Genomic DNA, 22,963 nt, shown 5'->3' with positions numbered 1-22,963 from the left:
GTAGCCTTGCCCTGTGACAGACATGCAGGTGAACCCGTCCTTCCGGCTCGCGTACGTCCCCGGCGTCACCCCCGGCAAGTGGGCGCGCGTCTGGGGCGAACGGCTCCCGGACGTCCCGCTCGACCTCCTCGCGGTGCCCGCCGCCGACGGCGAGCGGGCCCTGCGGGAGGGCGACGCGGACGCCGGCCTGGTGCGGCTGCCCGTCGACAAGGACGTGCTGAGCGCCATCCCGCTGTACACCGAGACCACCGTGGTCGTCTTTCCCAAGGAGCACTGGCTCGCGGCCGCCGAGGACGACGTCGCTCTCGCCGACCTGGCCGACGACGTCGTCTTCCACCCCCTGGACGACACCCTCGGCTGGACCGAGCTGCCCGGGCGCCCCGCCATCGAGCGCCCGGCCACCACCGGCGACGCGATCGAGCTCGTCGCGGCCAACGTCGGCGTGCTGCTGGTGCCGCAGTCCCTCGCCCGGCTGCACCACCGGCGCGACCTCACCTTCCGGGCGGTCGCCGACGCGCCGCAGTCGCAGGTCGCGCTGTCCTGGCCGCAGGAGCGGACGACGGACCTGGTCGAGGAGTTCATCGGCATCGTCCGGGGGCGGACGGTGAACAGCTCGCGCGGGCGGGGCGCGGCCCCGGCCCCCGAGGCGAAGAAGGCCGAGCCGAAGAAGGCGGCGGCCCGCAAGCCGCAGCCCCAGAAGGCGGGCCAGAAGACCGGGCAGAAGTCCGGCCAGAAGCCGAGGCCGAACGCCGCCGCCGCCAAGCGGGGCAAGCCGAGGCGCGGCCGGTAGCCCGCTCCCGGGTGCCGGCCGGGTCGAGTACCGGTCGGGCCGGGTGCTGGCCGGGGCCCGGCGGGGCGCGTACCGTCGGCCCCGCCCGCCCGCCCGGGGCGGAGCCGAGGGTGCGAGGAGAGCGGCCGTGTGGCACGACCTGGTAGTCGTCCAGATCCCGATCGTCGAGAAGGTCCTGCGCACGATCGCCGTCTACGCGCTCATCCTGGTCCTGTTCCGGGTCGCCGGGAAGCGCGGGCTCGCGGGCCTCAACACCTTCGACATGGTGGTCGTCTTCCTGCTCTCCAACGTCGTCCAGAACGCGATCATCGGCAACGACAACAGCCTCCTCGGCGGCGCCATCGGGGCCGTCACGCTGATCGCGGTCAACTCGGCCGTCACCCGCTGGCTCGCCCGCGACCCGCGCGCCGCCCGCCTGCTGGAGGGCACGCCGACGACGGTCGTGCGGGACGGCGAGCTCGTCCCGGGCGCCCTGCGGGAGCTCGCGCTGCGCCCGTCCGAGCTGGAGCACGCGATCCGGGTCCAGAACGGCGACGACGTGAGCGGCGTCGCCCACGCCCGACTGGAGCCCGACGGCCAGCTCCTCGTCACCCTCAAGGCCGCCGAGCAGAGCGCGACCCGCGGGGACGTCGAGGAGCTCCGGCAGCGCCTGGACAGGATCGAGCGCCTCCTGGCCGACCTCGGCCGACGGCCCTGACCCGCCGGTGCCCGGTCACCGGCGGCGGGTGAGGGTGGCCGTGAAGGGGCGGGGGCACATCGCGGCGCTGCGCATCGGGCGGACGGGGCGGCCGGGGGCCGGGGTGACCGTCCAGCGGGCGGCGATGGTGGCGATGGCGAGGACGGCCTCCGTCGTCCCGAACGCGTCCCCGATGCAGCGGCGGGCCCCGGCGCCGAAGGGGGCGTAGGTGCCCAGGGTGGGGCGGGCGGTGTCGAGCCAGCGGTCGGGGTCGAAGCGGTCGGGGCAGGGGAACAGGTCGGCCCGGCGGTGAAGCAGGTAGGGGCTGAACAGGATGGTCGCCCCGGCCGGGACGTGGTGCCCGCCCAGCTCGGTGCCGTCCCCGGTGACGACGCGGCTGAGGAGCCACGAGACCGGGTAGAGCCGCAGCGTCTCGCTGACGACGCGCGCGGTGAGCGGCAGGGCGGGCAGGTCCTCGTGGCGGGCGGGGCGGCCGTCGAGGACGGTGTCGAGCTCGGCGTGCAGGCGCTCGCGGACCGCCGGGTGGGCGGCGAGCAGCGTCCAGGTCCAGGAGAGCGTGGCGGCGGTGGTCTCCATCCCGGCGAGCAGGAAGGTGATCACTTGGTCGTGGATCTCCTCGTCGGTCAGCCCGCTGCCGTCCTCGTCGCGGGCGGCGAGCAGCATCGAGAGCAGGTCGTGGTGGTCGGTGCCGGCGGCGCGGTAGTCGGCGATGAGGCGGCGGGTGATCTCGGCGAGGTCGGCGCGGGCGCGGTGGTAGCGGCGGTTGCCGGGGGTGGGGATCCGGTCGGCGCCGGGCAGCGGCATCATGATCCGCCGGGCGACGCCGTGGGTGACGACGTCCATGGCCCGGTGGACGGGCAGGGCCCCGGCCCGCTCGTGGGCGGCGAAGAGGCAGCGGGCGGTGACGGCGGTGGTCAGGCGGTACATGGCGGCGGGGACGTCGACCACCTCGCCGTCGCGCCAGGGCGCGGTGACGCCGGCGATCTCGTCGGCCATCATCGCGGCGTAGCCGGGCAGCCGGTCGCGGTGGAACGCGGGCTGGAGCATCCGGCGCTGGCGGCGGTGCGCGGCGGCGGGGCAGGTGGCGAGGCCGTCGCCGAAGACCTCGCGGGCCTTGTCGACGACGAGCCCGCCCTTGTCGTAGATGCGGTCCTCGGTGAGCATGCGGCGGACGAGGTCCGGGTGGCAGGCGACGTACGCGTCCATCGGGCCGAGCCGCAGCCGCACGAGGTCGCCGTGGGCGGGCAGGCCGGCCACGAAGGCGTACGGGCGGCGGACGAAGGCCGGGACGTGGCCGAGCAGGGGCAGGGCGCCGGGGGCGGTGGCCGAGGTGTACTGGGTGGGCACGGGCGTCACCTTGGGGGTGCGGGGGCAGGTGACCGGCAGCTTCCCCGGCGGGAGTCGGCGAAACGAGCGCCGGGCGGCGGGCTGGTGAACACGGGGGCGTGCGCCGAACACCCGTGCGCCGTCCGGGGGTTGGCCCGGGGCCGGCCGGAGGGGTGGCCGGCAGGGTGGTCGGCGGGGCGGTCGGCCGGGCCGGAGCGGGGCTATCCGCGGGCGCCGTCGCACGCCTAGACTGCCAACCTCTTGCGAGACTACCGGTCAGTAGGAATTGGGGAGTTGGGATGGCCGACGAGCGGGTCCACGCGTTCACCGACGACGCCCTCGGCGAGCACGACGCGGTGGCGCTCGCCGCCCTCGTGCGCGCCGGCGAGGTCAACCCCCGGGAGCTGGTCGCCGCGGCCGTCGCCCGCGCCGCCCGCGTCGACGACACGCTGCTGCCCCTCGCCCACGACTCCCACGACCGGCCGCGGATCAGCCGCGAGGGCATCGGCGGGCCGCTGTGGGGCGTCCCGACCTACCTCAAGGACAACGTCGACCTGCGCGGCCTGCCCACCGCCAACGGCAGCGCCGCCTACCGGGCCCGGCCCGCCCGGCGCAACGCCCGCTTCACCGACCAGTTCCTCGCCACCGGCCTCGCCGTCCTCGGCAAGAGCCGGATGCCCGAGTTCGGCCTCAACGCCTCCACCGAGTTCGCCACCGCCCAGCCCGTCCGCAACCCGTGGAAGCCCTCGCACTCGCCCGGCGCCTCCTCCGGCGGCGCGGCCGCCCTGGTCGCCTCCGGCGTCGTCCCGATCGCGCACGCCAACGACGGCGGCGGGTCGATCCGCATCCCCGCCGCCTGCTGCGGCCTGGTCGGCCTCAAGCCCACCCGCGGCCGGCTGGTCACCAACGCGCAGAGCGGCAAACTGCCGCTCGACATCGTCACCGACGGCGTCGTCACCCGCTCCGTGCGGGACACCGCCGCGTTCCTCGCCGCCGCCGAACGGCACCGCGCCGACCCGCAGTTGCCGCCGGTCGGCCTGGTCGAGGGCCCCGGGCGGCGCAAGCTGCGGATCGGCCTCGTGGTGGACTCGCCGATCGCCAAGACCGACGAACCCACCCGCCGCGCCGTCGAGGAGACCGCCGCCCGCCTGGAGGCCCTCGGTCACCACGTCGAACCGACGACCCTGCCCTTCGACGAGGGGTTCTCCCGCGACTTCGTCTCCTACTGGGGCTACATCGCCTGGGCGATCTCCGTCACCGGCAAGCTGATGTACGACCCCGGCTTCCGCGCCCGCGACCTCGACGGCCTCACCACCGGCCTGCGCCGGGGCTACCAGCGCGAGTTCCGCCGCACCCCGGGCGTGCTGCGCCGCCTGCGGGCCGCGGAGGCCACGTACGCGGACATCTTCCGCACCCACGACGCGGTCCTGTCCCCGGTGCTCGCCCACGTCGCCCCGCCGATCGGGCACCTGAGCCCGAACGTCGCCTTCGACGAGCTGATCGAGCGGCTGCTGCGCTACGTCGCCTTCACGCCGGTCAACAACGTCACCGGCGGCCCCGGCATCGCCCTGCCCACCGGCGCGGCCCAGAACGACCTCCCGATCGGCGTCCACCTCTCCGCCGCCCACGGCCAGGAGCGCCTCCTCCTGGAACTCGCCTTCGCCCTGGAGGCCGACCGCCCCTGGCGCCGCATCCAGGACTGAGCGGTCGGCCGCCGCGAGCGGCGCCGGACGCCGCGTGACCAGTGGGTGCCGAGCCTGCCGAGGCGCTGACCCCCCCGACCCCCCGACGCGCCCGGCCCCAGCGCGTGTCCTACCCGCCGGGCGCCGCCACCGCCCTGGCCGCGCGGACCTCGTGGTGGACGCGGAACAGGGCGCAGTCCGGCGGCAGCGGCGCCTCCACGGCGGCGGCGGGCAGGGCGGTGCCGGTGCGCAGCGCCTCGGCCAGGTCGCCGAGCTCGCGGGTGACCGCGGCCACCTCGGCCCGGGAGGGGACGGGCGCGCCGTGCTCGACGCGGACCCTGGTCGCGGTCGTGGTGTCGACGATCCGCTCGACGGCGATCACCAGCGGCCACCACGCCTGGGCCCGGGCGCCGACCGGCGGTGGCTCGGTGAGCGCGCGCTGGAACTCGGTGCGCACGGCGGAGAGGTCCCGGTACAGGCGCCGCCGGTAGCGGGCGCGGGCGGGCTCGTCGCGGCCGGGGCCGGTGGTGAAGGCGAGCGAGACGTAGGAGGCGGTGTCGGCGACGGCCTCGGCCAGGCGGTCCCCGATGCGGGTGTGCCAGGACTCGGGCCACAGCAGGTAGCCGGCCAGCAGCGAGATGGCGCAGCCGATCAGCGAGTCGACGAGCCGGGGCAGCACGAGGTGGAAGCCCTGGTGGTTGAGCAGGTCGGAGAGCATGAGGATCACCGGTGTGATGGCCGCCGTCTGGAACGCGTACCCCTTGGCGGACAGCGCCGGGATCAGCGTCGCGAGCGCCGCCATCACCGGGACGTCCCACCAGCCGTGCGGCACCTCGGCCAGCACGGGGATCGCGATCAGCAGTCCGGCCGCGGTGCCGAAGGCGCGCAGCACCGCCCGGGAGAACACCGAGCCGAAGTCGGGCTTCATGACGAACGTGACGGTGAGCGTGACCCAGTACGAGCGGGGCACCGCGATCACCGACACCAGCACCTGCGCGAGGCCGATGCACAGCGCGAGCCGCAGCCCGTACCGCCAGGACGCGCCGGACAGCAGCAGGGCGCGCGCCGCCCGCCGGGCCCGTTCGTGCAGCCCGGCGGGCCGGCCGAGGTGGTCGTCGGCGGCGTACGGGTCCGGCGCGTCCTCCCGCACGACGGTGGCGGCGTGGCCGATGGCCTCGTCCAGCGCCCGGGTGGAAGGACCGGCGGGCTCCGGGAGCGCGAGCGCGGGGGACGGCCCGGTGCGGCCCGCCTCGACGGCGTCCGCGAGCCGCCGCACCGCCGCCGGGTAGGCGGCCGGCAGCGGGCCGAGGTCGCTCGGGCGCAGCTGGGCCGCCGAGGCCGCCTCGACCACCGGGATCACTGCGTTGAGCTGGGCGAGCAGCCGCACGAGGGTGGGCGAGCGGCCGTGCCGCCGGGCCCGGCGGGCGAGCAGCAGGTCGTAGGAGTGGTTGAGCGACTGGGTGAGGGCCTGGCGCGTCGCGTCGTAGCCGGGGGAGCCGGTGGCCTCCAGGAGCTCGGCGACGGCCCGGTACGTCCCGGCGACGACCGCGCGCTCGGGCGTGCCGCCGCGCAGCGGCCACGCGAGCAGGGTGAGGACGAGCACGACCCCGCCGCCCGCCAGGAGCAGCACCGGCGGCAGCCACCACGGGGACGGCAGCGGCAGACCCGCGCCGACCACGGCGTTGAGCAGCAGGAGCAGCCCGGACACCGACGCGACCGCGCCGATCGACGAGATCATGCCGGAGACCAGCGCGATCAGCGTGAGCGCGACGACGGCCGTCCAGCCCTCCTGGAAGACCAGGGTGCCCAGCAGGACGCCGAGGGCGCCGAACAGCTGCGGCACGGCGATGTTGAACACCCGCATCCGGTAGGCGTCCGCGGTGTCCCCGATGACGCCGGACAGCGCTCCCATCGACACCAGCGCCCCGTACCCGGGCCGTCCTGCGGCCGTCCCGACGGCGAGCGGCGCGGCGAGCGCCACCGAGGCCCGGGCGGCCGCGGCCCACGGGATCGGGGCACGGGCGGGCCGCAGCCCCGCGGTCAGCCAGCCGGGCGGGGCGAGCCGGGCGGCTCGGGAGCGGCGTGCCATGGGAAAAAACTACGGCGAACCGCCGGGCCGGGCCCCCGGAACGCGGCCTACGTCAGGAGTCGTAGCGTGAGGGGGACCGCAGACCGAAGCGTGGCACGGCGTCCGGTCACCAGGATGGGCGCGGACGATCTTCGTGCCCCCGGTGTCGCGGGGCCGGAAGGGAAGTACGGCGGATGGACGGCGTGGACGGCGCACGGAGCCGGACGGCATTGGTCGAGGACCTCATGGAGCGGTTCCCCGACGTGCCGCGCGAGGCGGTGATCAAGGAGGACCTGCTGCGCGGCGGCATGGCCTTCGACGAGTCCGCGCTGAGCGGCAGCGGCGGGGACGGCACGGGGGAGGTCAAGCCGAAGTCGTACTTCATCTTCTCCTTCGACCACCGCACCCTGCCCGAGCTCGGCGCCGCCGCGCTCAACCGGCCGCCGGAGGAGATCGTGCTGACCGGCGGTCCGTACGGGCTGCGCCGCACGGTGGTGTCGGTGCGGGTGAACCCTGACTCGCCGTACCGGGTGGGCGCGGGCGAGGACGGCGCGCTCGGGCTGTACCTGGACGGCGCGCGGATCGCGGACGTGGGCCTGCCGCCGATGCCGGACTACTACCGGCACACGCTGGAGAAGGGAAGCCGGTGATGGAGGTGGCCCCGACCATCCTGTGGGACTAGCTCCAACACCGGCTTCCGGGTCTGCCAGAACTACGGCACCAACAGGAGTGCCAGTTCTGCGACTTGGCATCCTCCCCGCTGTGCGGCGGGGATTCCCTCCGGCGCTGCGGCTGGATTGGTCGGGCGGTTACCCGCCGTCCTGGTTGGCGCTTCACGGACCCGCTCACTCGCTGGAGGTCTCCACGCCCTGCATCCGCCTACCCGGCGGCCGTACAGCAATGCCATCGCCTTGGCTGTCGTCGACGGCTCAACGAGGTTACCTCAGCAGCCTGTTACGTATCGTCACCCGCAAGGGTGATCTGTTCCCGGGGGCGAGGTGTGGGACAAGCGGCTGTTCGAGCTGCACTGCCCCGGCAAGGAGCGCTACGTCGGGCGGGACGAGTGGCACCGGCGGATCCTGGAGTCGGCGGAGGTCTTCGGGCCGTCGAACGTGATCCCCAACTTCGTCGCCGGCATCGAGATGGCGAAGCCGTTCGGGTTCGCGACGGTGGACGAGGCGATCGCCTCCACGCGGGAGGGGCTGCGGTTCTTCATGTCGCACGGCGTCGTGCCGCGCTTCACGACGCGGTGCCCGGAGCCGACGACGCCGCTCGGGAAGGGCAATCCGCTGGGCGCGCCGCTGGATTACCACATCCGGCTGCTCCGGGCCTACCGGGCGACGCTGGAGGAGTTCGGCCTGTCGTCCCCGCCCGGCTACGGGCCCGCGGGGGCGGGGAAGGCGGTGTTCTCCGTGAGCTCCTTCATGGACTCGCTGCCGGGGTAGGCGCCCGCCGCAACGTACGGCGCCCGCCGCAACGTACCGACGGCCGTCCGGGTTCACGCCCGGGCGGCCATTTTTATGTCAATTTCCGAAACAATACCTCCGGGGTTATGTCCCTCGGCGAAACATAAAGCGAACCGTGGCGGTGGCCTTGAGCTGCGTGGATTTCCCTATTGGCAATCCGCGGTTGAGGGTTGACACCATTAGTTGGTCTAGTCCAACGTAGGTGACGCGCCGTTCGGCGACGGCTGAGGCGGGGTGAGGTGCCCTGCCGCGCCGACGAGTTGGCCGCCCGACCTGGTGAGAATTCCGGTCCATCGCGCCCGCACTCGTCCATCGGGGAAGCGCTGCGCCGAACACGAACCATGGAGTGACTTGCTCATGCCGAAGCCTGACGGATATCTGCACCGGGCCGCCTCCGAACGCCCCTACTTCTCCGCGGACGGAGAGTCCTACCTCGCGCAGACCGCCCTGCGGGACATCCGGAAGACCCGGCCGCTGCGCGTCCTGTCCGAGGAGGACCTGGAGTTCTGGCGGACGTACGGCTACGTCGTCGTGAAGGAGGCCGTGCCGGCCGACGCGGCCCGGCGCCTGCTCGACTTCGCCTGGGACTTCCAGGGCCTGTCCCCGGACCGGCCCGAGGACTGGTACCGGGAGCGGGACTACCGCGACGAACTCGACCAGCACCTGCACATCTACGGCTTCGTCGAGGCCTACCACCACCAACTGATCTGGGACAGCCGCCAGTCGCAGCGGGTCTACGACGCCTTCGTCGACGTGTGGGACTGCGAGGAGCTGTGGGTCACCCTCGACCGGCTCAACCTCAACCCGCCCAACGTCCGCAACCGTGACCGCGCGCTCATCGAACCCACCGACCGCGGCTTCGACATCGAGCTGCACTGGGACGTCGACACCACGCTCGGCATGCTGCCGCAGCGCGTCCAGGGCATCATCGCGCTCAACGACACCGAGCCCGACCACGGCGGCTTCCAGTGCGACCCGGAGCTGTTCCGCCGGTTCAACGCGTGGCAGGCCGCCCAGCCGGCCGACCGCGACCCGCTCCGCCCGGACGTCGACCGCACCGAATTCCCGGTCGTCCGCCCCGAGTTGCAGGCCGGTGACCTGCTGATCTGGAACGGCCTGCTGGCCCACGGCGTCGAGCGCAACACCTCCGCCGCCGGCGTCCGCGCCGTGCAGTACCTGTCGATGATGCCCGCACTGGAGGAGGCCGAGGACATGCGCCGCTCGCGCGTCGACTCCTGGCGCACCCTGAGCACGCCGGACTGGAACCGCACCCTCGTCGGCGACGCCGACAAGCCCGAGGCGCTGCGCTACGGCCCCGCCGAGCTCACGGAACTGGGCGAGAAGCTGCTCGGGCTCAGGTCCTGGAACGGCGGGGAGTCCGCCGGGGCGGGGGAGTAGCGTGCGGCGCAGAATCTGCCTGACCCTGCCGACCAACCGGGCCTGCGCCGGGACGATCGCCGCGACCGGTGCCGAAGCCGCTTACGCGGCACGGGCGTTCGACGTCGAGGTGCACCTGCTGATCCTGGACTCCGCGGACGGGCCGACGTACGACGAGCACGCCAAGGCCGTCGCCGCGCTCCCCGCGACGGAACACGTCGTCGTCCACCACCTCGACGAGGACGCCCAGCGCGACTTCCTGCGGGACGTCATCGCGCGCTCCGAACTCCCGGACGCGGAGCACCTGTTGGAGCTCATGCTGCCGGACGCCGTGTCCTACGGCGCCTGCACCAACCGCGCGTTCCTGATCGCCGCCGCCCTCGGATGCACCTCCGTGCACCGCCGCGACTCCGACAGCCGCTACCAACTCATCGACGGTGAACCGGTGTTTCCGGTCGACCACGAACTCGCCACCCTCGGCCGGCGGGCCGCCGACGCGGCCGGATCCGTCACCGGGAACACCCTCGACCCGGCCCACGCGAACAAGCCGGTCAGCCTCGTCGGCGCCTCCTTCATCGGTGAACCCTCCGTCGACATCGGCGAGATGCGCGAAGCCGACCCCGACGTCCACCGCGAGGTCGTCGGCCTCTGGGCGCCCACCGGCGCCACCGAGGAGGAGCGGCGCGAACTCGTCGCCGAATCCTTCGCCGGGGCCGGCAGCGAACCGTTCACCCACGACCGCGCCGTCCTCGACCTGCCCGACATCTGGCGCGTCGACATGTGCAACATCGCCCTCGACCACGAGGTCTACGAGCGCGTCCCGCTGCCGCCCGCCACCGCGACCATCGGCAGCGACTACTTCCTCCTGCACCTCGTCCGCGACGCGACCCTGCCCGGCGTCGTCCACAACCGGCACATCGTCAACTACTACACGCCGGAACGGCGCACCGGCGCCGGCTTCACCGCCTACCAGCTGCGCTTCGCGAAGTTCCTGCTCTCCATGCTCTACCTCTACCCGGTCTACTCCGAGATGGAGGCCGCCGGCGACGCCCTGCTCGACGCCGGCCACCGCGTGCGCGCGGACGTCATCGCCGACGCCGCCCGCCGCAGCGCCGCGACCGACCGCGCGGAGAACCACCGACGGCTCGCCGTCCTCGACCGCTGCTACCGCCAACTGGGCGGCAAGTACGCCGAGTTCGCCGACCACCTGGCACCCCTGCGGGCGGACCTGCTCGACGAGGCGCAGGCGGACATCGAGGACTTCGCGCTGCTGACCGACGCGTGGGGTCCGCTCGTACGGGCGAGCCGGGCCACCCCAGCCGACCGGCTGCCGTGCTAGCGACCAGGAGCCGCACCCACATGTCACGCGAGACTGCCGAACCGGCCGCGAAGCTCCATACGACCGTGCACCCGCACGCCCCGCACCGCTCCTCCCTCCAGGGCGCCCTCCCGCAGGGCTCCGACGCACCCGCCCCCGTCCACGACCCCTCGGCACTGCGCGCCGCGCTCGCCGCCGCCACCGACGACCGGATCATCTACGACCTCGACGGCATCGCCGCCCAGTACGCCGCCCTGACGGCCGAACTCCCGGGCGCCGACGTCCGGTTCGCCCTCAAGGCCTGCCCGGTCGACGAGGTCCTCGCCCGCCTGGCCGGCCTCGGCGCCGGCTTCGACGCGGCCTCCCCGCAGGAGATCGCCCAGGCGCTGCGCACCGGCGCGGGCGCCGGGCGGATCCACTACGGCAACACCGTCAAGTCCGACGCGAACATCGCCGAGGCCTACCGGCTCGGCGTGCGCGACTTCGCCACCGACTGCCTGGAGGACGTCGAGGCGATCGCCGAACACGCCCCCGGCTCGCGGGTGTTCTGCCGCCTGGCGACCACCGGGGAGGGTGCGCTGTGGGGCCTCAGCCGCAAGTTCGGCTGCTCGCCCGAGGACGCCGTCCGGGTGCTGGAGGCGGCCCGCGCGGCCGGCCTGACCCCGTCCGGCCTGTCCGTGCACGTCGGCTCGCAGCAGATGACCGCCGAGGCCTGGCACGCCGCGATCGACGCGCTGGCCGCCGTCGTCGAGGCGCTCAACTGGCGGGGCATCACGCCCGCGACCATCAACCTCGGCGGCGGTCTGCCCGCCCTCGGGGTGCTCGACCGGAGCGGCCGGCCGCTGCACCCGCCGCTGGACAAGATGTTCGCCGTCATTCGCGAAGGCATGGACCGGCTGCGCGAACTCTCCTCCGGTCCGGTGGAGTTCATCATCGAGCCCGGCCGCCACCTGGTCGCCGACCACGGCGCGATCCGCGCCCACGTCGCCCGGCTCACCTCCCGCCGCCAGCTCGACGGCACCCGCGAGGACTGGCTCTACCTGAGCTGCGGCAAGTTCAACGGCCTGTACGAGATGGACGAGCTGCAGTACCGCCTGGAGTTCCCGACCCACCCCGGTGGCCAGTTCGTCAATGCCGTCGTCGCCGGCCCGACCTGCGACAGCGACGACGCGTACCGCGCGCTGGAGGACGGACTCGTCCGGGTGCCCCGCGCGATCGCCTCCGGCGACCCGGTGTGGGTGCACGCGTGCGGCGCGTACGCGACCGCCTACGCCACCCGCGGGTTCAACGGCTTCGAACCGCTCCCGTACAGCTGCATAGGAGGCGGCGAGTGAGCGCCGACATCCGGATCCGCCCGGTGCGGGAAGGGGACTGGGACGCCATCGTCGCCCTGGAGGCCCGCGCCTACGCCGACCACGGCCTCTCCGAGGGCCGCGAGGCGCTGCGCTCCCGGCACGCCGCTTCGCCCGGCACCTGCTACGTGCTGGAGCACGCCGGCGGCGTCGGCGGCTACCTGCTCGCCCTGCCCTACCCGCTGTTCCGCAGCCCGGACCTGAGCCTCGGCGAACGGCCGGGAGCCGCGCGGCCGGGCGCGAGGCCCAGCAACCTGCACGCCCACGACCTGGTGATCGCCGAGGAGTTGCGCGGCCGGGGCCTCGCGCCGCGCCTGATGCGGCACCTGCACGACACCGCGCGGACGGCCGGCTACCGGACGGTCTCGCTGGTCGCCGTCCTCGGCGCCCAGGCCGTGTGGGCCCGGCTCGGCTACCGCGCCCGGCCCGAGATCGGCCTGCCGGAGAGCTACGGGCCCGGGGCCGTCTACATGGCGATGCCGCTGCGGCCCGCCGGCGCTCACGCCCTCCCCGCCCTCACCGACCTCACCGCCGTCCCCACCCTCGCCACCGAACTGGGCTGATGCACATGATCCGCGTCCGCGACGACTTCCGTCGGCACCAACTCGCCATCGCCGCACTGTTCTTCGTCCTCGGCTTCCAGTACGCGACCTGGGTCTCCCGGGTGCCCGCGCTCAAGGCCAGGCTCGACCTGAGCGAGGCGCAGATCGGGCTGCTGCTGATGACCTGCGGGGTCGGCGCGGCGGTGTCCTTCCCGCTGGTCGCCGTGCTGATGCGGCGGGTCGGATCCCGGCTGCTGTCGGTGCTGTCCGCGCTGGCGCTCGGCGGGGTGCTGCTCGCGCTGTCGGCGGTGCCGAACTACGCCGTCACGCTGCTGGTGCTGTTCTGCGACGGCATCGCGGTCGGCTGCCTGAACGTCGCCATGAACGCCCAGGGCGCGGCGCTGGAGGCCCGCTTCGGACGCACGACCATGTCCCGCCTGCACGCGACGTTCAGCGCGGGCTCGCTGCTGGCCGCGCTGCTCGCCTCGGCCGTCACCGCGGCCACCGACACCATGGCGGTGCATTTCGGCGTCGCGGTCGCGGTGCTGGTCGCGCTGGTCGCGCTCGCGCGCCCGGCGCTGCTGGCGGAGGACCCCGCCGCCCAGGAGGAGGCCGCCCCGGGGAAGAAGGACCGTCGCCGGTTCGCCCTCCCCGCGATGGCGACGCTGTGGATGGGCCTCGCGATGGTCTTCGGCACCGTCACCGAGGGCGCCATGAACGACTGGTCGGCGCTCTACCTCAAGGACGTCGTCGAGGCGAGCGCCGGCATCGCGCCGCTGGGCATCGCCGTCGTCTCGGTCATGATGGTGCTCGCCCGGATCTTCGCCGACGGCTGGCGCACCCGCTTCGGCGACGGCCGGATCGTCCGCGCCGGCAGCCTGCTGGCCGCCGCCGGCCTCGCCCTCGCGCTGCTCTCCGGCGGCGTGGTGCCGACCCTCCTCGGCTTCGCGTGCGTCGGCCTCGGTGTCGCCGCCGTCACCCCGTGCGTCTACGTCGCCGCGGCCCGCCGGGGCTCCGACGCGCTGTCCCTGGTGGCCGCCATGGGCACCACCGGCCTCCTCGCCGGCCCCGCCGTGATCGGCTTCATCGCCGACGGCGCCGGCCTGGTCTGGGGCATGGCCGCCGTCGCGGCCTCGGCCGGGGTCGTCTCCCTGTGCGCCCTCCGGATCCAGTGGCCCGCCCCGGCCGCCGCCGACCCGCTCGACGCCCGCCTCGCCCCCGACGCGACCTGACGGTCGCCCCCTGAACCTCGCCCGGCACGCCGACGCCCCCGTCGTGGACGTGCCGGGCGAGCCCGTTGCGCGGCGCCCGTTCCGCGGCGCCCGTGCTCAGCCGTCCGTGCTCAGCCGTCCGCCGGGGCCGGCCCGACGGCGGTCCCGGTGATGGCGTGCCGGGCCAGCCGGTCGCGCAGGCGGGTGAGCCGGGCGATCTCGGCGTCCAGCGCGGCCAGCCGGCGGGCCACCACCGGGGCGAAGGTCTCCGGTGCCGGCGGTTCGCCGGCGCAGCGGTGCGGCGCGTCCGTGTCGAGCAGGTCGAGCCGGTGCGCGCGGGCGGCGACGTCCTCGACGGTCAGGCCGAGTGCCAGCAGCTCCCGGATCGCCCGGATCCGGACGATCTCGGCCCGGCCGTACTCGCGCTGGCCCGAGGGCGAGCGGGGCGGTGGGCTGAGCAGGCCCCGCTGTTCGTAGAAGCGCAGCGCCCTGGGCGTGGTGCCCGCCGCCGCCGCGGCGTCGCCGATCCGCATTCCCGTCCTCCCGCCGTCACCGTGCACGTCCACCGCTCGCCTGCAGGTCGCCTGCAGGTCGACTGCCGGCCGCCTACAGCTCGCCTAGAGCTCGACGATCAGGGCCCCGAAGGCGTCCCCGTCGATCAACCGACGCAACGCCGCCGGCGCCCGATCGATGCCCGCGATCCGCGTGTGCGGGAAGGAGATGAGGCCCGCGCGCAGCCAGGCGCCGAAGCGCTCGCGCCACTCGGCGTCGAGGCCCGGGTGGTCGGCACCCCGGAATCCGCGCAGCGTCACGCCCTTGACGATCAAGGGGAGGCCGTCCAGGACCGTCGGGGCGGTGCCGCCCCGCCCGTCCGGCGCGAGCTGCCCCGACAGCGCCCCGACCAGGGCGAACCGCGCGCCCGGCCGGGCCGCCGCCGCGGCGGCCGTCAGCTGCTCGCCGCCGACCGTGTCCAGCAGCACGTCGATCCCGTCCGGCGCGGCCCCGGCGAGCTGCTCCGCGAACGGCCGCCCGCCGCGCACCAGCACGGCGTCGTAGCCGAACTCGGCGGTGAGCCGGGCGGCCTTGGCGGGCGAGCCGGTGGTGCCGATCACCCGGGCCGCGCCGAGCAGCCGGGCCACCCGGCCGGCCAGGCTGCCGACCGCCCCCGCCGCGCCGGTCACCAGTACGACGTCGCCCTCCCGCACCCCGGCCGTGCGGGCCAGCCCGCCGTAAGCCGCGACGCCGGGGGAGAGCAGGGCGACCGGGTCCGGCAGGCCGGCGCCGACGGGCGTGAACGCGGTGGCGTCCGCGACCGCGTGCTCCCGCCAGCCGTGCATGTGCGTGACCAGGTCACCCGGGCGCAGCGGGCCGTCCGAGGGCGCGGTCAGCACCTCGCCGAGGGCCGGCCCGAACAGCGCGTCCCCGGGCCGGATCGGGGGCAGCGGCAGGCCGCCGGCCTCGCGGCCGATCAGGGTGCGCAGGCCGGGGAAGACCAGGAAGGCCCGGTTGCGGACCAGCACCTCGCCCGGTCCGGGGGCCGGCAGCGGCTCCTCGACGACGGCGAAGTGCCCGGGCTCGGGCAGTCCGGCGGGGTCGGCGGTCAGCCGGACGACGCGGGTGGTGGCGGGCAGGGCCATGGCGGGCCTCCTCGGGCGGGCGCGGCGGGCTCTCCGCCGCGGTGCCGGGACGCTAAACCCTGACGTGCGGGTCAGGGGCAAGCCCGGGAAGCGCTCTGACGGGCCGTCTTCTAGAGTCGCCGTGGAACGCGTGTACGAGATCCAGAGCCGCACCGAGAGGCAGTACCGCCATGAACGAGCAGGCGCCCGAGCCGTTCGAGCCCGTCGACGAGGACTGGGGGACGGCGCTCGCCGTCGTCGCGCACCCCGACGACATGGAGTACGGCGGGGCCGCCGCCGTCGCCCGCTGGACGGGGCAGGGCAAGAAGGTGGTCTACGTGATGGTCACGAGCGGCGAGGCCGGGATCGACTCGATGGGCCCCGAGGAGTGCGGGCCGCTGCGCGAGGCCGAGCAGATCGCCTCGGCGGCCGTGGTCGGCGTCGACACCGTCGAGTTCCTCGGCCACCCGGACGGCGTGCTGGAGTACGGGCTGCCGCTGCGCCGCGACATCGCCCGCGCGGTGCGCCGGCACCGGCCGGACATCGTGATCACGAGCAACTTCCGCGAGACGTACGGCGGGACGATGCTCAACCAGGCGGACCACGTCGCCGTCGGCCGGGCCACCCTGGACGCCGTCCGGGACGCGGGCAACCGGTGGGTGTTCCGCGAGCTGGCCGAGGAGGGGTACGAGCCGTGGAACGGCGTCCGGCAGGTCTGGGCGGCCGCCTCGCCGGGGGCACGGCACGCGGTGGACACCACGGACACCTTCGACCTGGGCGTCGCCTCGCTGCGGGAGCACAAGGCGTACCTCGCCGGGCTGGGCGGCCCGATGGCGGACCCGCGCGAGTTCCTGGAGGGCTTCGGCCGGGGCGCGGGCAGCCGGCTCGGGGTGCGCTTCGCCGTGCCGTTCGAGGTGTTCCCGCTGCGCTAGTCCGCGTTCGTGCCGTCCTCGTTCGTGCCGTCCTCGTTCGTGCCGTCCTCGTTCGTGCCGTCCTCGGAGTCCTCGGTGCCCTCGGAGGAGCCCTCGGAGTCCTCGGTGCCCTCGCGGCGCCGGCGCCGGTAGCGCACCACCTGGCGCGCCAGGAGGGCGGCGACGAGGACCCCGAGCCCGACCGCGAACCAGAGCTGGTAGCGGATCGCCGTGCGGTACACCGTGCCGATGTTGGCGCCGGCGACGAACCCGAACGTCCCCCACGCGGCCGTCCACAGCGCCGCGCCGATGACGTTGAAGACCGCGAACCGCCGCCAGGGCATCTCGGTGGTCCCGGCGATGATGCCGTTGGTCTGGCGCAGCCCGTCCACGAAGCGGGCCACCGCGACGACCTTCCCGCCGTGCGTGGCGAAGAAGCCGTCCGCGCGCTCCATCCGGGCGGGGGTGAGCAGCACGTACCGGCCCCAGCGGTGGACGAACGCGCGCCCGCCGGTGCTGCCGATCAGGTAGCCGAGGGAGTTGCCGAGCGTCGCGGCGACGAAGGCGATCACCAGGACGGCGGCGAAGTCGAGGTGCCCGGTGCCGGCGTAGACGCAGGCGAGCACGAGGATGGTCTGCCCGGGCACCGGGATGACGCAGTTGTCGAGCAGCACGAGCAGCGCCACCGCCAGGTACCCGTAGTGGTCCAGCAGTGGCGCGAGCCCGGCCAGTGCCCCGGGCAGCGGGGTCGCGGGGGTGGACACCGCTCCTCACCACCTCGCCCGGGTCGGGGGCGGGGCGGCGGGTGCGTCGGTCAGCGGTCCGCCAGACGGGGTTCGATGTTGCAGTCGGGGCCCGGGTAGACGAGTCCCTCGTGGCCGTCCTCGAAGCGCACCACGTACGGCGGTTCGCCGTTCGTGCCGCGCACCTCGATGATCTCGCCCTTCTGGTCCGTCATGCCCACCGACCTGCTGTGGATGTGGAGCTGGTCACCTACTGCCGCGTGCATGGGTCTGCTCCTCGGGTCGCGGTGGCCGCGTCGGCGGCCGGTCTGCCTTCCACTGTGCTGCGCGGTGAGCGGCCCCGCAACGGCTCGGGCGGACGGGACGGGACGGGGCCCGCGTGGTGCTACGCGAGCTGCTCCGCCAGGTAGCTGCGCACCAACCGCTTGCATTCGGCGATCAGCGCCGGGTCCCCGTCCGGGTCGCCCCGGAAGGCCAGCTTGAGGACCGCGTCGGCGGCCTCCAGAGCCACCCGCAGGGCGAGCGTGAGGGCGGCCGGGTCGCTCGCCGCGAAGAGCTCGCCGCCGAGCGCCTGCAGGCGCAGCGCGACGGCGGTGTTGTTGTCCACGCCCGCGTCGAGCAGGTGCCGTTCGTCGCGCAGACCGGACGGGACGGCGGCGCCGGCGAGCCCGAAGTCGAGCTGCCCGAAGCCGGGCACGGCGCGCTTCATCGCGACGAACTCCTCCACCGCGAGGTCGGTGAAGCGGGCCGGGCCGACCGGGGCGGCCTGCGCGAGCCGGCCGTCCAGGCGCTGGAGGTAGTGGTCGAGGTTGCGGCTCGCGAGCGCGGCGAGCAGGTCCTCCTTGCCGGCGAAGAACTGGTACAGGGTGCCGATCGGCACCTGGGCGCGGGCGGCGACCTCCTTGGTCGTGAGCGCGGTGGGGCCGACCTCGTCGAGCAGCCCGGCGCAGGCGTCCAGGATGCGGCCGTACCGCTCCTGGCTGCGCTGCTGGACGGGCTTGCGCCGTCCGGGGGGTACGTGACTCCACGTGTTCGCGCTCATAGGGCTCACTGTGCCGCATTCGGCCAGGTGGGGGCGAATCAACGGGGGGAGGGGCGGGACCCCGCGCGGGACCCCGGGGAAATGATTGACAAACTCAACCTTTCACGTCTAGCGTCGGTATTGCTTCAAGTGATGAAACATCGATGTGCGCAAGCCATCCCGAAGGACCGCGAGAACCCCATGACCGCACTGTCCGGACCCTCCGCCCACGCCTCCGCCGAGGACATCCCCGCCGCCGTCGCCCGGCTGCGGGCCGCGTTCGACACCGGCCGCACCCGCCCGCTCGCCGACCGCCTCGACCGGCTCGCCGCCCTGCGCGCCCTGCTCACCGAGCAGGCCGAGGTGTTCCAGGAGGCCCTCCGCGCCGACCTCGGCAAGAGCGCCGCCGAGTCCTACCGCAGCGAGATCGGCTTCACGCTCAACGAACTCGACCACACCGTCGCGCACTTGGCCGAGTGGCTGCGCCCGCGCCCGGCCGCCGTCCCGGAGCCGTTCCGGCCCGCCGAGGCCACCGTCGTCCGTGACCCGCTGGGCGTCGTGCTGATCATCGCGCCGTGGAACTACCCGCTCCAGCTGGCCCTCTCGCCGCTGGTCGGCGCCCTGGCCGCCGGGAACGCCGCCGTCGTCAAGCCCAGCGAGCTCACGCCGGCCACCTCCGCGGCCATCGCCGAGCTGCTGCCGCGCTACCTCGGCGAGACCGTCGCCGTCGTCGAGGGCGCCGTCCCGGAGACCACCGCGCTGCTGGAGCAGCGCTTCGACCACATCTTCTACACCGGCAACGGCACCGTCGGCCGCATCGTCATGGCCGCCGCGGCCCGGCACCTGACCCCGGTCACCCTCGAACTCGGCGGCAAGAGCCCGGTCGTGGTCGAGCCCGGCGCGGACCTCGCCGTCACCGCCCGCCGGATCGCCCGCGGCAAGTTCCTCAACGCCGGCCAGACCTGCGTCGCCCCGGACTACGTGCTCGCCGTCGGCGACACCGCGGCCGAGCTGGAGAAGGAACTCGCCGCCGCCGTCCACGAGTTGTACGGCGACGACCCGGCCGCGGCCGAGCACTACGGGCGCATCGTCAGCGAGCGCCACTTCGACCGGCTCACCGCGTTCCTCGGCGACGGCCGGACGGTCACCGGCGGCGCCCACGACCGCGCGGCCCGCTACCTCGCCCCGACCGTCCTCGCCGACGTCGAGCCCACCGCCCCGGTGATGCGGGACGAGATCTTCGGCCCGATCCTGCCCGTCCTCACCGTCCCCGACCTGGACGCGGCGATCGCCTTCATCAACGAGCGCGACAAGCCGCTCGCCCTGTACGCCTTCACCGAGTCGGCCGAGACCAAGCGCCGCCTGGCCGAGGAGACGTCGTCGGGCGCGCTCAACTTCGGCCTGCCGGTCCTGCACCTGGCGATGCCCGAGCTGCCGTTCGGCGGCGTCGGCGGGAGCGGCATGGGCCGCTACCACGGCGAGTACTCGATCGACACGTTCAGCCACCTCAAGGCCGTCGTCGACAAGCCCCTCGTCTGAGCCCCTGAGCCCCTCACCCCTTCCACCTCCCTGGAGACCACACCGATGACCCCGCTCGACCACAGCGCCGCCGTCGCCGCCGAGACCGCCCGCTTCGTCGGCGCCGTGCGGGCCGCCGACCCGGCCACCCCGGTGCCCACCACCCCCGGGTGGACCCTCGCCGACCTCGTCCAGCACGCGGGCAGCGTCCAGCGCTGGTTCACCGTCCTGCTGCGGCAGCGGATCCAGGAGCGGCCCACCAGCCGGGACGTGGACCTCAAGCTGCCCGGGCGGGCCGAGGCGTTCCCCGACTGGCTGGCCGACGCGGCGGCCGAGGCCGGCGAGGCCTTCGCGGCGACCGACCTCGACGCCCCGATGTGGGCCTGGGGCGCCGACCAGCACGCCCGCTTCTGGGTGCGTCGGATGCTGTTCGAGACCCTCGTCCACCGCGTCGACGCCGAGCTCGCCCTCGGCGGCAAGGCGGACATCGCCCCGGAGCTCGCCGCCGACGGCGTCGACGAATTCCTCACCAACCTGCCGTACGCGGTCTTCTTCGCCCCGGGCACCGCCGAGCTCCGCGCCGAGGACCGCACCATCCGCTTCGCCCGCACCGACGGCGACGGCACCTGGCTCGTCCGCCTCCGCCCCGACGGCTTCGGCCTCGACCGCGACGCCGCGCACGTCCCGGCCGACGCGACCGTCTCCGCCACCGCCGCCGACCTGCTGCTCCTCCTGTACGGCCGGGTCGACCGCGCCTCGGAGGGCGTCGCCGTCGCGGGCGACGAGGCGCTGCTCGCGCTCTGGTTCGCCAACTCGGCCTTCTGACCGGCCAGGTGGGGTCCGCCGGTCGGTGGACCCCACCGCCGGTCGCCTCAGGCGTTCGCGCCGCTCATCGGCCCGTCCGGCACGGCCGGCACGGCGGCCGGCTGCTCCGCCCCGGTCGCAGGCTGTTCCGCCTCGGTAGCCGCGTGCTCCGCCTCGGCGGCCGCCTGCAGGTAGCCCGCGAGGCGGTTCCGGAGGTCCGTCGTCCAGAAGTCGTCGTCGCCGTCGTCGTCCTCCGGGACCGTCCGTTGATTCCTGGCCATCGCCCGGAGCAGATCGATGTCCAGACCCGCGTTCCCGTGTTCCTCGCAAGCCTTGTGGAACCGGACGAGGTGCCCGACGGGCGCGGAGCTGGCCATGGCGGTCAGGAGGCCCGACCGCTCCCCGCTCGGCTCGTCCTGGTCGGCGATCCAGCGGAAGAGGTCGATCGGCCGGCGCACGCAGGCGAGGGCGTATTCGACCGTGATCCCGTCGTGCAGGCGGCGCCGGTCCCTGAACTCCCGGGCGAGGGCCATGACGTCGCGGACCGGGTGGCCGAGCGCGACCTGCTCGATGAGGTTGTCCGCGGCCTCGTCCTGGTCGGCGTCCCGCAGGTAGGAGACCGCCTCGCACATGCCCGTCAGATCGCCCGTGCCGCCCCTCTCCCGCAGTTCGAGCTCGGCGTTCGTCGCGCGCGTGAGCTCGTCGAGGGTCCGGGCGTACACCTCGCGCAGGCGCAGGACGGCTCCGGCCTGGCGGATCTGGTCCTCCAGCTGTGCGATGCGGTCGAGAGCGGCGTCCCGCTGCTCGGTCAACCCGCGGACTTCCTCCCGGCTTCGGGAGGTCAGGTGTTCCAGGGCCTCCTCCGCGTTCCGCCGGAGCTCGCGTTCGTCCCGGAGCTCCTGCTGGAGGCCGTCCATCTCCCGGAGCGCCTGGGCGCGGTGCAGGTCGAGGTCCTCGCGGGCGTCGGCGAGCTCGAACTCGCGGGCCTGGAGCGGGCTTCGCGCGCGGGCCGCCGCGTACATCAACGCCCGGGTCGCCGCGACCTCCTCGGGGGAGACGCAGGTGCCCTCCTGCTCGGCGATCAGCTCGTGGAGCCGCGCGGCGAGCTCCCGACGGGGCACCTCACGGCCGTTGAAGAACTTCGACAGGCGGGTCCGGTCGACCCGCAGTCCGTCGCCGCTCAGCCGCCCGGCCAGTTCCTCCGACGAGAGCCCGATGCGTCCCCGCAACTCCCGCAGACGCTGCGCACAGCGCCGCTCCGGCTCCGACAGCCGTTCGTCCAGCGGGGACAACCCCCGTGGTGCGGGCATCTGCTCCCGCGTCACGCCGTGCCTCCTCCGTGTTGTGCGGCCGGCATCTTGCGTCGGGCCGACGCACGATGCCGTTGCGACCTGACGCAACCACCGTGCTGGCCATTGTGATGGGACCGTCCCCCGTTGGTACCGTCTACGGAGATTCGAGTGCGCCGAAAGCGACGTTCCCCGCGCCCGTTCCTGGAGTTCCGGGTAGGAGGCTTCCGCCTGACCCTCCAGTCCCGCCCGCGCCGGCTGGTCCTGCTGCTCGGACCCGCGGTCAGCGTGACGGCCGGGTGGCTGGCGCTCCGCAGGTAATGGACGGACGTCCCGCCGTGTTCGATATTGATCAGTCCATGGCAAATTGCGCAGCTTCGCGCAGGTCGCGATCCCGGGCTGTCCGGCCGGTCGTTCGGGAATCGCCCAGGGCTGCGCAGGTGTCGTGCCCCGGGGCTACACTCCGGTCATGCTCAAAGCTGATCGCGCCGCACGGATCCTGTCCCACATCTCGGAGGCGGGAAGCGCGGACGTGCACGCGCTCGCCGGGCTGCTCGGGGTGTCGGGGGCCACGGTCCGCCGGGACCTCCAGGAGCTGCACGACCAGGGTCTGCTGCACCGCACCCGCGGCGGGGCCGTCACCGGGGCGGTCAATCTCGAACTGCCGCTGCGGCACCGCAGCGAGAAGCAGCAGGAGGAGAAGCGCCGGATCGCCCGCGCCGCGGCCGAACTCGTGCCCGAGGGCGCGGTCGTGGGCCTCACCGGCGGCACGACGACGAGCGAGCTCGCCCGGGTGCTGGCCGAGCGCGGCGGCGTCACCGTCGTGACCAACGCCGTCAACGTCGCGGCCGAGCTCATCGTCCGCCCCGAGATCCGCCTGGTGGTGATCGGCGGCATCGCCCGCTCGGCGAGCTACGAGCTGATCGGCCCGGCGGCCGAACGGATGCTCTCCCACTACCACTTCGACGTCTCGTTCGTCGGCGTCGACGGCCTCACCCCGCACGAGGGCTGCACGACGCACGACGAGATGGAGGCCCAGACCGACCGCGCGTTCCTGCGCGGCAGCGCGCGGTCGGTGGTCCTGGCGGACAGCACCAAGGTCGGCCGGGTCACCTTCGCGTCGATCTGCCCGCTCGCCGAGGTGCACGACATCGTGACGGACACCGGCATGACGGACGCCCAGGAGAAGGCCATCGCGGACTGCGGGGTGCGCGTCCAGCGCGTGTGAACGC

The 22,963-nt window shown here is 74.3% G+C and carries 21 protein-coding genes and 2 pseudogenes; 15 read left to right on the top strand and 8 right to left on the bottom strand.

Annotated features, from left to right (window positions below; translation table 11 throughout):
* Positions 1–22 precede the first annotated feature (22 nt).
* Together ACFVU9_RS23970 and ACFVU9_RS23965 are read left to right on the top strand one after the other, a co-directional pair.
* Positions 23–790: a LysR family substrate-binding domain-containing protein gene (locus ACFVU9_RS23970; RefSeq protein ID WP_387596470.1), complete on the top strand. Its 768-nt coding sequence runs from the start codon at positions 23–25 to the stop codon at positions 788–790.
* 127 nt (positions 791–917) lie between these two features.
* Entirely contained in the window at positions 918–1,487 is a 570-nt protein-coding gene (locus ACFVU9_RS23965) for a DUF421 domain-containing protein (RefSeq protein WP_387596409.1), read from the top strand.
* Positions 1,488–1,502: 15 nt separating this feature from the next.
* Here the strand turns inward: ACFVU9_RS23965 and ACFVU9_RS23960 are convergent, their stop codons facing one another.
* Positions 1,503–2,834 (bottom strand): cytochrome P450, encoded by a 1,332-nt coding sequence (locus ACFVU9_RS23960; protein WP_387596406.1) that lies wholly within the window; start codon positions 2,832–2,834, stop codon positions 1,503–1,505.
* 278 nt (positions 2,835–3,112) lie between these two features.
* Between ACFVU9_RS23960 and ACFVU9_RS23955 the strand changes: the two genes are divergently transcribed.
* Complete coding sequence (locus ACFVU9_RS23955) at positions 3,113–4,516, top strand: amidase (protein WP_380445130.1); 1,404 nt, start codon at positions 3,113–3,115, stop codon at positions 4,514–4,516.
* 109 nt (positions 4,517–4,625) lie between these two features.
* Here ACFVU9_RS23955 and ACFVU9_RS23950 read toward each other — a convergent pair whose 3' ends face one another.
* Positions 4,626–6,584, bottom strand: a complete 1,959-nt coding sequence (locus ACFVU9_RS23950) for an FUSC family protein (RefSeq protein ID WP_387596402.1) — start codon at positions 6,582–6,584, stop codon at positions 4,626–4,628.
* A gap of 173 nt (positions 6,585–6,757) precedes the next feature.
* Here ACFVU9_RS23950 and ACFVU9_RS23945 point away from each other — a divergent pair.
* From ACFVU9_RS23945 to ACFVU9_RS23915, 7 genes and pseudogenes are all read left to right on the top strand, one after another.
* Positions 6,758–7,343 (top strand): annotated as a pseudogene (locus tag ACFVU9_RS23945) (radical SAM protein); the annotation flags it as partial.
* Positions 7,344–7,549: 206 nt separating this feature from the next.
* A pseudogene (locus ACFVU9_RS23940) lies at positions 7,550–8,008 on the top strand (radical SAM protein); the annotation flags it as partial.
* 378 nt (positions 8,009–8,386) lie between these two features.
* Positions 8,387–9,427: a phytanoyl-CoA dioxygenase family protein gene (locus ACFVU9_RS23935; protein ID WP_387596399.1), complete on the top strand. Its 1,041-nt coding sequence runs from the start codon at positions 8,387–8,389 to the stop codon at positions 9,425–9,427.
* 1 nt (position 9,428) lies between these two features.
* Positions 9,429–10,745 (top strand): DUF6271 family protein, encoded by a 1,317-nt coding sequence (locus tag ACFVU9_RS23930; protein ID WP_387596396.1) that lies wholly within the window; start codon positions 9,429–9,431, stop codon positions 10,743–10,745.
* Positions 10,746–10,765: 20 nt separating this feature from the next.
* Positions 10,766–12,058: a type III PLP-dependent enzyme gene (locus ACFVU9_RS23925; RefSeq protein ID WP_387596393.1), complete on the top strand. Its 1,293-nt coding sequence runs from the start codon at positions 10,766–10,768 to the stop codon at positions 12,056–12,058.
* The gene (locus ACFVU9_RS23920) at positions 12,055–12,639 is read left to right on the top strand and encodes a GNAT family N-acetyltransferase (protein ID WP_387596390.1); all 585 of its coding nucleotides are present in this window, start codon (positions 12,055–12,057) and stop codon (positions 12,637–12,639) included. The genes ACFVU9_RS23925 and ACFVU9_RS23920 overlap by 4 nt, the downstream gene beginning before the upstream one ends.
* Positions 12,639–13,850 (top strand): MFS transporter, encoded by a 1,212-nt coding sequence (locus tag ACFVU9_RS23915; RefSeq protein WP_387596387.1) that lies wholly within the window; start codon positions 12,639–12,641, stop codon positions 13,848–13,850. The genes ACFVU9_RS23920 and ACFVU9_RS23915 overlap by 1 nt, the downstream gene beginning before the upstream one ends.
* Before the next feature lie 110 nt (positions 13,851–13,960).
* Here ACFVU9_RS23915 and ACFVU9_RS23910 read toward each other — a convergent pair whose 3' ends face one another.
* Both ACFVU9_RS23910 and ACFVU9_RS23905 read right to left on the bottom strand, forming a co-directional pair.
* Positions 13,961–14,362 (bottom strand): MerR family transcriptional regulator, encoded by a 402-nt coding sequence (locus tag ACFVU9_RS23910; RefSeq protein ID WP_380445136.1) that lies wholly within the window; start codon positions 14,360–14,362, stop codon positions 13,961–13,963.
* 84 nt (positions 14,363–14,446) lie between these two features.
* The gene (locus tag ACFVU9_RS23905; protein ID WP_380445137.1) at positions 14,447–15,466 is read right to left on the bottom strand and encodes a zinc-binding dehydrogenase; all 1,020 of its coding nucleotides are present in this window, start codon (positions 15,464–15,466) and stop codon (positions 14,447–14,449) included.
* Between the two features lie 170 nt (positions 15,467–15,636).
* Here ACFVU9_RS23905 and ACFVU9_RS23900 point away from each other — a divergent pair, with 170 nt between their 5' ends.
* Positions 15,637–16,377, top strand: a complete 741-nt coding sequence (locus tag ACFVU9_RS23900; RefSeq protein ID WP_380507476.1) for a PIG-L deacetylase family protein — start codon at positions 15,637–15,639, stop codon at positions 16,375–16,377.
* Here ACFVU9_RS23900 and ACFVU9_RS23895 read toward each other — a convergent pair.
* From ACFVU9_RS23895 to ACFVU9_RS23885, 3 genes are all read right to left on the bottom strand, one after another.
* Positions 16,374–17,120, bottom strand: coding sequence for a DedA family protein (locus ACFVU9_RS23895; RefSeq protein WP_387596384.1), 747 nt, complete (start codon positions 17,118–17,120; stop codon positions 16,374–16,376). The genes ACFVU9_RS23900 and ACFVU9_RS23895 overlap by 4 nt on opposite strands.
* Positions 17,121–17,170: 50 nt before the next feature.
* Positions 17,171–17,365: a DUF1918 domain-containing protein gene (locus ACFVU9_RS23890; RefSeq protein WP_359959525.1), complete on the bottom strand. Its 195-nt coding sequence runs from the start codon at positions 17,363–17,365 to the stop codon at positions 17,171–17,173.
* 119 nt (positions 17,366–17,484) lie between these two features.
* Positions 17,485–18,141 carry a TetR/AcrR family transcriptional regulator gene (locus ACFVU9_RS23885; protein WP_380499115.1) on the bottom strand — a complete coding sequence of 219 codons (657 nt, stop codon included), beginning with the start codon at positions 18,139–18,141 and terminating at the stop codon, positions 17,485–17,487.
* Between the two features lie 180 nt (positions 18,142–18,321).
* Here ACFVU9_RS23885 and ACFVU9_RS23880 point away from each other — a divergent pair, with 180 nt between their 5' ends.
* Together ACFVU9_RS23880 and ACFVU9_RS23875 are read left to right on the top strand one after the other, a co-directional pair.
* Positions 18,322–19,659, top strand: coding sequence for an aldehyde dehydrogenase family protein (locus tag ACFVU9_RS23880; protein ID WP_387596380.1), 1,338 nt, complete (start codon positions 18,322–18,324; stop codon positions 19,657–19,659).
* A 45-nt stretch (positions 19,660–19,704) separates the two neighbouring features.
* On the top strand, positions 19,705–20,463 hold the full coding sequence (locus ACFVU9_RS23875; protein ID WP_387596377.1) for a maleylpyruvate isomerase family mycothiol-dependent enzyme: 759 nt from the start codon (positions 19,705–19,707) through the stop codon (positions 20,461–20,463).
* 47 nt (positions 20,464–20,510) lie between these two features.
* Here ACFVU9_RS23875 and ACFVU9_RS23870 read toward each other — a convergent pair whose 3' ends face one another.
* Positions 20,511–21,767 (bottom strand): hypothetical protein, encoded by a 1,257-nt coding sequence (locus ACFVU9_RS23870; protein ID WP_387596374.1) that lies wholly within the window; start codon positions 21,765–21,767, stop codon positions 20,511–20,513.
* 135 nt (positions 21,768–21,902) lie between these two features.
* Between ACFVU9_RS23870 and ACFVU9_RS23865 the strand changes: the two genes are divergently transcribed.
* Positions 21,903–22,052, top strand: a complete 150-nt coding sequence (locus tag ACFVU9_RS23865) for a hypothetical protein (RefSeq protein WP_380445144.1) — start codon at positions 21,903–21,905, stop codon at positions 22,050–22,052.
* A 148-nt stretch (positions 22,053–22,200) separates the two neighbouring features.
* Entirely contained in the window at positions 22,201–22,959 is a 759-nt protein-coding gene (locus tag ACFVU9_RS23860) for a DeoR/GlpR family DNA-binding transcription regulator (RefSeq protein WP_380445145.1), read from the top strand.
* Positions 22,960–22,963 lie beyond the last annotated feature (4 nt).

Origin of the sequence: Kitasatospora sp. NPDC057936 (genome assembly GCF_042887525.1) — a bacterium.
Taxonomy (GTDB): domain Bacteria; phylum Actinomycetota; class Actinomycetes; order Streptomycetales; family Streptomycetaceae; genus Kitasatospora.
The sequence above is the reverse complement of the archived record's forward strand: the minus strand, read 5'-3'. Positions and strand labels throughout refer to the sequence as shown.